Origin of the sequence: Desulfobacter hydrogenophilus, from assembly GCF_004319545.1 — a bacterium.
GTDB classification, from domain to species: domain Bacteria; phylum Desulfobacterota; class Desulfobacteria; order Desulfobacterales; family Desulfobacteraceae; genus Desulfobacter; species Desulfobacter hydrogenophilus.
Genome location: NZ_CP036313.1, coordinates 4,516,266 through 4,530,055 on the forward strand (window position 1 = coordinate 4,516,266; position 13,790 = coordinate 4,530,055).

Consider the following 13,790-nt stretch of genomic DNA (forward strand, 5'->3'; position numbering starts at 1 on the left):
ATTCAATAGGGTTTTCGATAGGGTTTATGAAACCAAATTTAAACGATATTCTTAGACAATTTTTATCTTAAGGACCGCAGATTGGAAGCAATCCTTCATGATATGATTGAACTTTTTTCAGAAAACTATCAAACCACCAGAGATTATATCGACATTGAAACGCCAAAAATCAATTGTATTAGAGAATATCCTGACTGCCGCCTGGATGGCAAGGATGAATCTCAACTACGAAGGAACGGGTCTTAAATAACTTACTCATTTTGCTATATCCGGGAGCGCGGGCGTCCCGCCTGCAGTAAAGATGCGGGCGGCACACATAGCCTGTTCAGGCATCAGCAATCACGAAAGCTGCCGGGGTGCATCCTTGTTGAAAAAACTTTTAATTTTTGCAAAAAGCATTTTAATACCCCGCCATATTTTAGGCAGCAGCCATACAATCAAGCAAATAAAGCCAATCAGAAAAATCAAAAACAAAATGGGATTATGAAGCGCGATCAGAATGCCACCGATTACGGCCACATCTTCAAGCACCGAAGCGGCCCAGTTGGAAAAGGGTTCAGGAGACGCGTTGATCAATAGCCTGGAACCCGATTTCGTCAGATGGCTGCCCGTGGCAAGACCTCCGCCCAGAATTCCGGCAGCAAGGGCCAAAGAAGGATTGACATCACCCACAGCACCTGCGGCAATCATCACGCCGGCAGGAATCCGGATAAAGGTGTGAATGGCATCCCACCCCGTATCCACCCCGGGGGGTTTTATCTGCAAAAAATTCCACAAAATACATGAAACCGGACGCCCACAGCACCACAGGGTCGGATAATATTTCAAGATTCTGGGGCAGTACCAGATTGCCGGTGGCACCCAGAATGCCCAATATAAATACCGTGGCATACAAATTTATCCCGGCGGCCCATGCCGCCCCCATACTCAATGATATGGTTTTAATAATCTGATCAAAGGATTCCATGGTTTAAACGCCTTTCATCGGTAATCATTAATCCAAGCCCTTCTCCCTAACCTGGACAAGCCGGAACTAAAGAACGTCTACATTTAAGTCATAAGTGTATACTGGACCATGAAATATAACAATGTTGAATAACCAATCTTCGCGTTACCTCATGATACCCATTTTTGAATTGAATCGTCACTCTGTTTATTTCTCCAGGATAGTGGTAAATATTGGCGGTAACAATAACATCGAACCCTTAAAGGAGAATACAGGTAATGGCAGAGCACACAGCCCAATATGGATGGGATGCATCAATGGAAATTTCCCTTTATGATAAAATCCGGCAGGATATGAAAGCCGCCATGCTAAAAAAAGATACAGCTGTAAGGGATACCATGCGTCTTATTATGGGCGCGTTTCCTGAACTAACTGTTCCCATCACCCTTGAGAGCGGAAAAAAATCCACCCGAACAAAAACGCCGGAGGAAATCACGGATGAAGATATCCAGAACATCATCCGAAAATTTGTCAAATCTGAAAAAACCGTGCTGGAAATTAAAAAAGAGACCTCTTCTGATTATCTGTCACTTTTAGAATCTTATCTGCCCAAAATGGCGACCACAGAAGAGATTGAAGTCTGGATAAAAACCAATATAGATTTATCTACCATCAAAAGCCCCATGCAGGCCATGGGGAGTGTGATGAAACATTTTGGAAAACTTGCTGACGGCAACCAGGTCAAGGATATTCTCCAGGGAATGACCGCCAAAAAATAATGGTTCATGGATCATTCAACGTTAGATTATTACAATCAAAATGCCTTGAAAGTGGCTGAGAGATATGAATCTGCCGACGTCACACAACTGCATGACTTTCTTTCATCCAGCCTGAAACCAGGCGGCAGACTTCTGGAGCTTGGGTGCGGCTCCGGCAGGGATGCCGCCTTTATGGTCAGCCAGGGGTTCAAGGTACTTGCAACTGATGGCTCGGCATCAATGATTGAACAGGCAAAACAACATCACCCCGAACTTGCGGAGCATATGGTTCACTTAAAACTGCCGGATGGGCTGTTAAATGCGTTAGGAGTCTTTCACGGCATATACGCCGTTGCCGTTCTGATGCATCTATCCGTACAGGACATCGAAAGCACAATATCTACCGTTAATTCTCTTCTGACAGCAAAGGGGCGGTTTATATTTTCAGTCCCGGCCCGGCGGGATGATGTCATGACAAATGAGTTTGATTCTAAAGGGCGTCAATTCACAGCATTATCACCGGAGGGATGGACAGATTTATGCCTGAAATGCAACCTGCATATTGTCCGAACTATGATTTCCGAGGATGGCCTGGGACGAGACGGGGCATGGATGAACTGCCTGGCTGAAAAACCTTAAATTGATCTGGAATTGCTTCCTCTCGAACCACCGTCACCGATGGCCCGTTGCCATACCACTGCACCCTTCGCCTCCATCAGGCTGGGTCTAAAACTTGCCAAATGCATTGGAATTCTATACATTTAACTCACTTTTAAGAACATGTGCCGTACCCGGCACAGCACAAACAAAATGCAGTGAAGCGTTAACACACCCACTGATTTTAGGCGTTTTGCACCTTCATAACCTGCAGGACTATGCAGTGATCATTTCGTTGGCTTGAATAATAACATTTACCAGGAGGATAAAATGCTATTTATTACGAATCGGTTTCCAAGACAGAGCATTAGATCACGTAGAGGACGAAAGTTTGATTTTGATTTGGATAATAATGCTCCCAGTAATTCTGTCTTTTTTTGCGAAAAAACAGGTGAAGATTCCTATATAGAACTGGGGAGTATAAATTTTCTTTCTCAGCTCAAAGAAGCCCCCTATCGGCAAATTCTCATCTACATTCACGGTTTCTCAAACCTCCCCAAGAATGTCTTTAAAGCCGCAGAAGAGTTTCAAGGGTTATGCGATATAAAAAAAAAGAGAGAGATCTTGGTTGTTCCATTGATATGGCCCTGTGACAATAATTTGGGAATTGTTAAAGATTATTGGGATGATCAAAAAGCAGCTGATTCAAGCGCCTATTCGTTTTCCCGGATTTTAGAAAAATTTTTAGCTTGGCGAAGTTCGGAAAATTACAACCCTCAATCTGACCCTTGCTTCAAGAGGATTAATGTTCTGGCTCATTCAATGGGAAACAGAGTACTGAGAGAAACATTAGCCGCTTGGAATAGATACGACCTTTCTGATGGAGTACCACTAATTTTCCGCAGCACATTCCTGGTCGCTGCAGACATAGTTAATGAGTCACTTCACAAAAACGAGCGGGGTGAATTGATATGCCATTCGTCGCGAAATGTTATTGTATATCATGCGTCTGATGATTTAGCGCTCCGCGCTAGCAAGGCTTCAAATCTCAAAAATAAAATTGCATCTCGCCGTCTTGGACATACCGGTCCTGAAGATATGCAGATGACACCCGCAAATGTTTATTCCGTCGATTGTGATGACGTGAATAATGCTTATGACAAGCCAAAGGGGCATTCTTACTTCAGATCAGGAAGAAAGAGCGGACAGCCAGGATTAGTCTTTGACCACATTTTTGACACCTTGCAGTCAGGAAGAGTGTTCCCTGAAGATGAGTTTCGGCGTACGACAATAATTAAAGAAAAATAAATACCCGTCACGCTGAACTAGTGGCTTAGGGAATACAGTGTCATTTTGACATTACGACCCATATCTCGAAAACAGGTGAGGGGTTTCAAGTAAAATTGCAAGCCGAAGACAGACCAAAATTTCCACTTTTTCCAACAAGATAATTCACCGGATAAACCGGTGAATTATCTTGTTCACGGCAGTCTGGTTACGTGGAGCCTTATTAACTGCCTTCTTAGCCGGTATCGGATCTTACGAAAGCATTATACGCATTACCGGTCAAATTGTGGTAAAGCGGCTGAGCTCCAGAAAATGGATAGGGAACTGGGATCCCTACGCAAGAAAGAAATGTTTCTTTCCCTATTTCTCCTTTTAAATAACACCCAGACTCAACCCACACAAAAATTGAAAGATCTATGGAAGTTACACAGACTTTCATATAAACAGCCATAGGCTGACTTGGTCTATAAATACCGAGGCTCAACCCACAACAAAGCATGAAAGTAATTCAGTAACTTATTGGAACTTTCATATAAAAAAAACTACGGAATCCTTAGCGCAACTTTTTGTTCCGTTGGACTTCAACCCCCCTAATACAGCATTATTTTTGGTAACATGCCGTTGGAAATGGATAAACTACTCTTCAAAAATACGCCACCCGCCGCCCAGTGCCTTGTAGAGTCGAACAGCGTTCTGGCTTACCGTGCCTTCGCTTACGACGAGCTTTTCCTGGAAGCTGAGCAACGAACGCTGCGCATCAAGCACATTGTTGAAGTCGGAAAGGCCATTGCTGTATTGATCCTGGGCCAGCTCTTCCGCGGCACGTGCAGCTTCGACAGCGATCCTAAGCGAAGCGCGACGCTTTTTTTCCTTGCGGTAATCCATCAAAGTATCACGCACTTCCTGCACACCATTCAGGACCGCGGATTCATATGCATACAGGTACTGTTCCTGGACCGCTTCCTGAATTTTGATATTGTTACGGATAGAACCGGAGTAAAATATCGGCCAGCGAATTCCGGGTATAATGCTGTATTTCCCACTGTCTGACTCGAAAAGCGTAGACGATTCCAAAGACTCCAGCCCGATGGAGCCGGTCAGCGTAAATTTGGGATAAAGATCGGCCACGGCTACACCGATTCGCGCCGTCTGTGCGGCCAGCTCACGCTCGGCGCGTTGGACATCCGGGCGGCGGCGCAACAGGTCCGCCGGAATGCCCTCAAGCACCAGATCAGATTGCGGTATCCGGTCAATATTCGGAATTTGCAGACTGCCCGGCATCTCACCTGCCAATACCGAGAGGGCATTTCGGGCGCTCTCCAGCCCGGCCTCAAGGGAGGGGATTTCGGCCCGCGTGCTTTCGAGATTGTAACGCGCTTGTTGCACGGCCAGTCCATTGCCCAAGCCGATGTTAAACCTGTCGGCAAGGATCTCATAGGTATCCTGCTGAACTTCCAGGTTGGCCCGTGATACGGTCAGGCGGTGCTGGTAGGTGCGGACGCTGAGATAGGCGATGGCAGTCTCCGAGGCCACGCTGACCCGGACGTCATCCAGCCCGACCCCGATTGCTTCCCAATCCGCAACGGCTGCTTCAACGGACCGTCTGGTTCCGCCAAAAATATCGATTTCCCAGACGGCATCGAATGCGGTGCTGTAGAGGGTGGTGGAACCGGTGTCCGACAGACCGTTTGTCGAAGAATCGGAGCGATCGACACTGCCGCTTAGATCGACGGTCGGCCCATAGGCGGCCTTGGTCCGGGCCAGTTGGGCGCGGGCTTGACGGACCCGAGCCACGGCCATCTTGAGGTCATGGTTGTTGCTCAGCGCCCGTTGGACCATATCGGTCAGCACCGGATCGTCGAATTGATTCCACCATTCGGCCACATCCACCTCGAGATTCCGCGCATCGGGGATGTCCGGCAGACTGGGCCGCTGGTAGTCCGGCCCCACCGACATGCAACCGACCATCAGCATCGGCAATAACAACAGCAACATGGACAGGTGCTTCGCTGCGGAACGGTTACGGATGACGTACATCTTTTCCCGGAACGTCTGAAACAGCACAAAGAGTGCCGGGACCAGTACAATCCCAAACAAGGTGGCGGCCAGCATCCCGGAGAACACAGTGGTGCCGATGACCCGGCGGCTGGCAGAGCCGGCACCGCTTGCGAACACCATGGGCAATACACCAAGGATGAAGGTAAAGGCGGTCATCAATACCGCACGGAACCGCTGTTTTGCTCCATCGGCAGCCGCCTCAATGATCGAAAGGCCTCTTTCACGCCGGGCTTTGGAAAATTCAACGATAAGGATCGCGTTTTTACTGGCCAGGCCGACCAGCAAAATCACGCCGAGCTGGGCATAGATACTCAGCGGCAATTTGATGACCATCAGGCCTGCCAGGGCGCCAAGCACGGCTACCGCAGTTGAAAGGATTACTGGTAGCGGCGTGGTCCAACTTTCATACTGGGCCACGAGAAAAAGATAGGCAAAGATAATGGCCATTATGAAGATCAGGGTAGCCGATCCTGCGATGGTGGCTTCCTGATAGCTGAGTCCCGACCAATCAAAGGAATAGCCTTCCGGGAGTGCTGTTTCAGCAATTTTGGAGACCTTGATCATTGAATCTCCACTGCTGATCATCGGAGCCGTAAAAGCGGTGATGCCGGCCGCTGAAAATTTGTTGTAGCGTTCGATCATTCTCGGCGCCAGGGTGGTTTTCGTCGTAACCAGGCTGCCCAGGGGCACCATGGCGCCGTTGCGGTTCTTTACATGGATATTGTTGAGGGCCTCAAGATTCTTCCGGTGCGGCCAGTCAGCCTGGACAATGGCCTTGTTCACCTGTCCGTCAAAGTTGACATCATTTACATAGAGCGAGCCCAGATAGTTCTGCAGCGCGCTGAAAATACTGCTGACCTCAACCTGCATCAAAGCAGCCTTGGTGCGGTCCACATCCAGATAGAGATGAGGCGTTGAAGCGGAATAGGAACTGAAGCCGAACATGATTTCCGGCGCCATGTTAAGTTGCATCAAAAAATTATTCATGACGGACTGAAGCTGCTGGGGATCGTTGTCGGCGGTGGCCTGCAGGCGAATATCCAGGCCGCCGCTGTTGCCCAGGCCCATGATGGCGGGTGGCACAAATAGGTTGAGCTGCGCGCCCGGCTCTGTGGCCAGCCGCGCCTGCAGCTTTTGTTGGATGGCCGTAATGCTCAGCTCGGGAGATTCACGTCTGCTCCAGTGATCAAGGCCGAACATGAAGAAGGCCATGTTTTCGGAAGTACCGCCCATCATGCTGAAACCAACTACCTGAACGGTGTAGTCGATCCCCGGTTCATTCTGCAGCGGCGTCAACACATGCTCCAGCAGGGCCTCGGTGCGAGCGCGTGTGGCCCCTTCGGGCAGTTGTGCCATCCCGAAAATGACGCCTTGGTCTTCATCGGGCAGGAAAGCTGTCGAACTCATGTTGAACAGGAAATACACACCGCCGAAGACACCAAGCAAAATCATGGTGGTGAAGACCAGTTTGCGGGCAATATATGTACTGCCGGAAACATATCCGCCCCGTATGCGGTTGAGCGCGGTATTGAACCAGTGTTTTGGGCCCTGTTCTTTGGGTTTAACCACCTGAAGAAAGGTTGCGCAGAGTGCAGGACTGAGTGTGAGGGCGTTGAGCGTGGAAAAGAAGACCGCTGCTGAAATTGACACCGCGAACTGTTGGTAAATCTTGCCGGTAATTCCTGCCATAAATCCGATGGGAACAAAAATGGACAACAGTACCAGCGTGGTGGCGATAACCGCTCCGCTGACTTGCTGCATCGCTTTGATGGCCGCACTTTTTTGGTCGAGCCCTTCGCTTTCCATCAGCTCCATGACCCGTTCAACCACCACAATGGCGTCGTCCACCACCAGGCCGATAGCCAGCACCAGGCCGAAGAGCGTCAGCGTGTTGATGCTGTAGCCAAGGGCTGCAAGCACCATGAAGGTGGCGCAGAGAGAGACCGGGATGGTGATTGATGGTATCAGCGTGGCACGCCAGTTCTGCAAAAAGACATAGCAGACGACGACCACGAGCAGGAAGGTTAGCCCAAGCGTCAACACAATTTCCCGGATGCTGGTGCGGACAAATTCGGAGGCGTCGTAGGGCAGTATGGTTTCAAGGCCTTCGGGATAATCCTTTTCGAGCCGCGTCAGTTCCGTCTGCAGCACATCCATGGTGTCGAGCGCGTTGGAGCCCGGCGTACGGCTCAGACCCAGCGCCACACAGGGGGCGCCGTTGTATTTGGCGGAAAAAAGATAGCTGTCCGATCCCTTCTCTATGCGTGCGACATCCTTAAGGTAGACCACAGCGCCGTCGTCCCCAGTACGCACCACGATGTTGCCGAAGGATTCAGTATCATTCAATCGTCCTTCCGCGGTCAAGGTAAAGACAACCTGTCCGGAGCCGTCGTCCGGCGTAGAGCCGATGGACCCGATGGAGGCCTGTAGGTTCTGGTTACGGATGGCCGACGTTACTTCGTCAACGCCGATTCCCAGTGCGGAGATGCGGTCGGAATCCAGCCAGACGCGCATGCTGTATTTGGGGCCATAAACCTGTGCGCGGCTGATGCCGGGGATACGTTCAATGGTCGGCTGGATGATTTTATAGGTGTAGTCGCTCATTAACTGTTCATCAATACTGTGGTCGGGCGAGCGGACAATCACAAAACCGAGCATGTCGGCTGATTCGGTTTCAACCGTCACGCCCTGCTGCACCACTTCGGTCGGCAGCATCGGTTCGGCCTGGGACACACGGTTCTGGACCTTTACCTGCGCCATGTCCGGATCGGTACCGACGGCGAAGGTTACGGTGAGTGAGTAGCTTCCCGAATTGTCGGAGGTCGATGACATGTAAATCATGTCCTGCACGCCGTTCACGGCATCTTCAATGGGTCCGGCCACGATGTCGGCCATGACTTCGGCGCTCGCACCGGGGTAGCTTGCACGCACCACGATCTGCGGCGGTGTGACCTGGGGGTACTGGGTAATCGGCAGGGAGGTGATCGAAAGAATCCCCGCCAGCATAAGAACAATGGAAACCACACCCGCCAGACGCGGGCGCTCAATGAATACCCGTGAAATCATTTTCCGGCCTCCTGCAAAGTAACCTGGGCAGTCATACCCGGCCGGGCTTTTTGTACACCGTCAACCACGATACGGTCGCCGGCCTTCAGTCCGGAAAGCACCACAAAGTCGCCTTCAACTGATTCACCGATTTCAATGCGGGCGGTACCGACCTGTCCCTCCCCGTTAACCGTCAGCACATAGGATCCCTGCGGATCAAGCAGCCGTGCCCGTTGGGGAATACGGATGCCCATGGGGCGTTGCCGCAAACCGAGCAGAATGTTGACGTAACCGCCGGGGACCAGTCGCCCGTCGGGATTATCGAACAAGTAGCGGACCGCCATGGTGCCGGTTTCGGAATTCATAACGTTATCGTCGAACTCCTTCTTGCCGACTAGCGGAAGCTGCGTTCCGTTCGGCAGACGAATGTGGGCAACCAGGCCGTCGGCGGTGCCTGCTAACTCCCGAGCACGGAAGTCCAAATAATCGCGGTCGGTCATCGAAAAGACCACACGGATCGGACTGGTCTGTACTATGCGGGCAAGTTCGCCGGAGGCGGAAGTGACATAATTGCCCTTGGTCACTTTGGCCATGCCGATGCGGCCGCTGATCGGCGCGCGCACTTTTGCATAACCCAAGTCAATCCTGGCCAGGTTCAGGTTGGCCGCCGCCTGTTTCAGGTTGGCCACGGCCTGCAATTGGTCGCTTTCCGCAGTGTCGAGATCCGACTGTGAAACGCTGCGTTTATTCGCCTCACGCATACGTTTGAGGAATTTTTCGGCGCGGTCCAGTTCGGCTTTGGCACGGGCCAGCTCGGCCTCGCGCACTTCAACCATGGCCTGATATTGTTTCTGATCGATGGTGAAGAGCAGGTCACCCGCTTCCACAAAAGAACCTTCCGTGAAATGGACATCGTCAATGTAGCCCGCAACTTCCGAACGGACCATGACCTCCTGCACCGGCTCGACCGTTGCAATATGGTCGTCGAGCACATCCAGCGGCCGTTCCTTCAGCTCAACGGCGATCACCGCGGGTGGCGGCATTTCACCCATACCCATCATGCCCGGCGGCGGTCCGCCTGACGGAATAAACAGACTGATAAAATAGCCCACGCCGATCAGAACTATCGCGATAACCACTTTTCCGATTGCCTTTACCATTCGACCCCTCCTTATTTGAAGTTCTCCGGCTCAGTTGGAAAGACTGCTGAACAGCAGGTCAAAACTTTCCAGTATCACTTCCACAAATTTATTCCGATCATATTCGCCGTACATCGCCAAATGCATTGCACCAATCCAAGATGAAGCAAAACAAAGTGCAAGCGTCCGCGCGTCCTTTTCGTTACTCAACGCACCTTTTTCCTGCAGCCGCACAAGTTTTTTTTCAAAATCTTTCATCGGATCGACGCGCAGTTCCGCCAGTTTTTCATGCACTTGTGCCATCAGCTCGGTTGACCACTCAATCTGGAAACCGCAGAAAAACTCAAACTTCCAGACCTCCTCATCACTCACAATTGTATTGGCAAACTCGACTATTCCCTCACGCAGATCCGCCACGCTTTTCGGCTCCATATTTTCAAAACGTTTACACTGCTTTTCTTCTCCGTATGAGATCATAGCAGCCAAAAGTTCAGGTTTTGTTTTGAAATGCCAATAAACCGCGCCCTTCGTCAGCCCGATCTCGTTGGCAATATCCACGAACGTGGTTTTAGAATAGCCTTTTTCCGAACAGAGCTTCAGCGCGGCATCCAGAATCTGCTGCCGTGTCTTCTCCGCCTCTTTTTTTGTTTTTCTTGCCATAGATTTTCCTTAGTTTAGAAATGAGTCCGAAATAACTGAACCTGGGAACGCGGGCGTCCCGGATATAACAAAATGGGTAAGTTATTTAAGACCCGTTCCTTAATGGCGCGTACTATACATACCTTCCAGCAGGTATGCAATAAAAATAAGAAAATAGAACAGGAATAAATTTTTCCCATCGACCGGTACTCTCTACCGGGACCATGAAAAAATCATGGGGCTTCGTTATCCACAGCAAGTCCCTCATCCTTGGCCCGTTGGGAGACTTCCATCAGTTTCACCTGTTCTTTAAGCACCTTTTTATTGGCTTCTTCGGATTTTTCCTGCAATGCAAGCTTCTCTTTAATATGCGTTAACAGGTCCGGGTCATTGAACTGCATGTCATCGGCATCTTTGATAAAGTCCGTGGCGGATCTTGCGGCCTGCTGGGCTATTTTCTTTGCGGCATCCACCCTTTTTTCAGCATGTTTGAGCTCATCAAACAGATGCGCCAACTCACCGGCCCGGCCCTCTTCCGGGGATGAATCCAGTTCGATTTTCTGTACTGCCATGACCATGGCAACCGTTTTCAGGCCCGGCAGAAGCTGGTCTGCCGGCAAGTCTCCAAACATCAGGGCATCATCTTTTTTCAGGGACACAGGAAGAAAAACCAAATCGGTCTCTGCTGATATGTCAAAAAACACCTTTTCATTGACTCCAAGGACAATCTTGGGCTCGGCCTGGATACGAAACTCATCCAGGGTGTCGGAAAGCATCTGCATGATCTGCTCGTTATCCCGGTCCAGATAGCAGGCTAAAAGCCTGATTTTGGCGTCTTCCCAATGATCGTCTCTTGTAATCAGATAGGCAAGAAGAAGCATGAGCCGGCTGGTGTCGTCATCCTGCCACCAGACATCAATGGTTTTGTCTTTCCCGATGCTTTCATCAGATTCAGGCAAATCTTTTTGATCCCAGAGAATGATATTGCACCCGGACTGAATTGCCGGCCTTATCAACTCCCGGTAATTGTGGAACTGGACTGGGTCATCATTCTTGGCATACGGCTCATTCCAACTCAAAAGCACGGTATTCGCCTTGACCGGCCCAAGTCCAAAACTCTGGCACAGCACTGCCAGGCCGTTGGCCGCATACTCTGAAGAGAGCACAAGGGAAAATGCTGAACTTTCTTTTTCGGAAATGATCCGGGCCAGATCCTTTTCCGCCTCTGCCTTAAGTTTTACAGCACGGTATCCCCGTGCCTGGAGTATCCGTACGGCTGTTGTAATACCGCTTTTCCCCTCGACCAGAGAAGAAAAATCCAGCAACTGCTTCATCTGTTCTTCGTCATTGGACAATACAAGGAGATAGGGTCGCCAGTCCCTTGCATGCGCGTGAACCTTTTGTGCGCCCAGCAGATTGTCCCTGACCAGTTTAAGATGGTAAGATCGCCGGCTGTCCGCCCACCTTGCAGGGCCAGATACCCGTTTGAGATATTGAAAAATAGCAAACAAAATGGCCACGGCAGCAATCCCGGTCTTAAAATCAATGGCCAGCATCACGCCCAGGCAAATCAACGCGCCCACAAGGCTGATTTTTTTATTGTACCATTTAAACCGTGGCCTGAAAGACGGGGTCTCGGCAGAGGCCTCAAAATAGGTGGCATAATTGAGCAAGCCGTAGGAGATCAGGAAAAACATGGAGACCACCCCTGCAATCAGGTCCAGCTGCCCCATAAAAACAGTGAACACAGCAATACCAAAAGAGAGCAGCACAGCCCGACGGGGATTGTCGGACGGCCCATAGCCCTTGGCAAAGGGGTTAAGAATGGGAAATATTTTATCCGAGGCCAGGGACTTTAAAATTCTGGGCGCTCCAAGAAACGAGGCCATGGCCGAAGACAGGGTGGCGGCAATAACACCGGCATTGATCAGCCAGCCATACATGGAAATTTGTTGCATGGCCCCGTAGTCACCGGCCAGGGTTTGCAAAGGTGTGGAAGCGGCAAACACCACAGCCACGGAAAAATAGACCAGTATGGAGATAAAAACTGCGGCAAACGTGCCTGTGGGCAGACTTTTACCCGGGTCTTTAAGATCGCCGGACATGCTCACCCCTTGGGTAAACCCGGTCACCGCCGGAAAAAACAGGGCAAAAAGAATCCAGAAAGAAGCCGTGCCTTCCCCCGCGACCCAGTTTTCCATCAAAAGTCCGGTGTTCCACTGCCGGAGACCGCCAATGTAAAAGGATAGTAGCGCCAGAATCAAAAACACCATGACCACATACTGGAACTTGGTGGCCAGATCCGCGCCGATCCATGCAAGCATAAAAAGAAACAGCAACGCCGTACCTGCAATAAGCTGTACCGTAACATGGCCGTTCAGGCCAAGGATGGCTGTCAGGGCCTCCCCGAAACCAATGCAGTAAAAGGCAATGGATACGGACTGGGCTATAAACAACACAATGCCGATGGCCCCGCCGAACTCTATGCCAAGGGTCCTTGAAATCAGGTAATAGTCACCGCCGCCGCCAACCTTCATATTGGTGGAAACAGCAGCCAAAGAAAAACTGGTCAGAACGGAAATCAGATTGGCCACGGCAATGATAATCAACGCTTTTCCAAGTCCGGCAGCACCCACCACATACCCTAAACGCAGGAAAAGAATGATCCCGAGAATGGTCAAAACACTCGGTGTAAAAACACCGGAAAACGTACCTAACCGGCCGGTAACGACCTCATTGCTATCTGATGACATGGACTTTTCCTTAAATTAAACGAGGGTGAATAACCGAAAGCATGGCGGCCATGCGGCATGTTTTTAATCAACTATTTACCATGGCTGAGGTTGCTGGTAAATAACCGGTTTCAGAGATTTAAAAATTACTTTTTGTTCGCGGGGCAATCCCATGGGAAAAAATACGGTTACCCGCCAATATAATTGATTCTTGGCTTTTGAAAGCAGGTACAATATATGGTGGCCGGATAATTTACTGCAAGGCGTTCAATCATCACGGTGCGCCCACCTGAAACGGGTCAATTAGGACCGCGGATTAAATAAGTTGGGCAGAAATAACGCCGAATTTTGGTTCATCTACAAGGCGTATTAAAGGTCGAATAGCAGGCCTATTGGGCCTTTGATGCAACGAAGTAGATGGGCCAAAAGGCAAGCTATTTCGTTCAAGTTATTTAATCTGCGGTCCTTAGCATGCAAAAAGCATTCACGTTGACAACTCAAACGTTAGGATTTACAGGGAAATTCTGGGGGGGAGTCATTTGCCTGAAAAACGGACCTTGTTTTGGAGGTCGTCTGCTCTTTAGGAAAT

At 50.1% G+C, this 13,790-nt stretch carries 10 protein-coding genes; 4 read left to right on the top strand and 6 right to left on the bottom strand.

Annotated elements, in window-relative coordinates:
- Positions 1–102: 102 nt before the first annotated feature.
- Positions 103–246 (top strand): hypothetical protein, encoded by a 144-nt coding sequence (locus EYB58_RS23375; protein WP_165477788.1) that lies wholly within the window; start codon positions 103–105, stop codon positions 244–246.
- A gap of 93 nt (positions 247–339) precedes the next feature.
- Here the strand turns inward: EYB58_RS23375 and EYB58_RS20095 are convergent, their stop codons facing one another.
- Positions 340–765 (bottom strand): DUF4126 domain-containing protein, encoded by a 426-nt coding sequence (locus EYB58_RS20095; RefSeq protein ID WP_278186267.1) that lies wholly within the window; start codon positions 763–765, stop codon positions 340–342.
- Positions 665–967 carry a DUF4126 domain-containing protein gene (locus tag EYB58_RS24535; protein ID WP_278186269.1) on the bottom strand — a complete coding sequence of 101 codons (303 nt, stop codon included), beginning with the start codon at positions 965–967 and terminating at the stop codon, positions 665–667. Before EYB58_RS24535 ends, EYB58_RS20095 begins: the two co-directional genes overlap by 101 nt.
- Positions 968–1,224: 257 nt before the next feature.
- Here EYB58_RS24535 and EYB58_RS20100 point away from each other — a divergent pair, with 257 nt between their 5' ends.
- The 3 genes from EYB58_RS20100 to EYB58_RS20110 all read left to right on the top strand — a co-directional run bounded on the left by EYB58_RS20100 (position 1,225) and on the right by EYB58_RS20110 (position 3,609).
- Entirely contained in the window at positions 1,225–1,725 is a 501-nt protein-coding gene (locus EYB58_RS20100; protein WP_111955012.1) for a GatB/YqeY domain-containing protein, read from the top strand.
- A gap of 6 nt (positions 1,726–1,731) precedes the next feature.
- Entirely contained in the window at positions 1,732–2,343 is a 612-nt protein-coding gene (locus tag EYB58_RS20105; RefSeq protein ID WP_111955010.1) for a class I SAM-dependent methyltransferase, read from the top strand.
- Between the two features lie 288 nt (positions 2,344–2,631).
- Complete coding sequence (locus EYB58_RS20110) at positions 2,632–3,609, top strand: alpha/beta hydrolase (RefSeq protein ID WP_111955008.1); 978 nt, start codon at positions 2,632–2,634, stop codon at positions 3,607–3,609.
- A gap of 615 nt (positions 3,610–4,224) precedes the next feature.
- On the opposite strand, the gene EYB58_RS20115 is transcribed toward EYB58_RS20110, so the two are convergent.
- The 4 genes from EYB58_RS20115 to EYB58_RS20130 form a co-directional block, all read right to left on the bottom strand.
- Entirely contained in the window at positions 4,225–8,712 is a 4,488-nt protein-coding gene (locus EYB58_RS20115; protein WP_111955006.1) for an efflux RND transporter permease subunit, read from the bottom strand.
- Positions 8,709–9,851, bottom strand: a complete 1,143-nt coding sequence (locus EYB58_RS20120) for an efflux RND transporter periplasmic adaptor subunit (protein ID WP_111955004.1) — start codon at positions 9,849–9,851, stop codon at positions 8,709–8,711. Before EYB58_RS20120 ends, EYB58_RS20115 begins: the two co-directional genes overlap by 4 nt.
- Before the next feature lie 30 nt (positions 9,852–9,881).
- Positions 9,882–10,490 (bottom strand): TetR family transcriptional regulator, encoded by a 609-nt coding sequence (locus EYB58_RS20125; RefSeq protein WP_111955002.1) that lies wholly within the window; start codon positions 10,488–10,490, stop codon positions 9,882–9,884.
- Positions 10,491–10,702: 212 nt separating this feature from the next.
- Entirely contained in the window at positions 10,703–13,222 is a 2,520-nt protein-coding gene (locus tag EYB58_RS20130; protein ID WP_111955000.1) for an amino acid permease, read from the bottom strand.
- Positions 13,223–13,790: the final 568 nt, after the last annotated feature.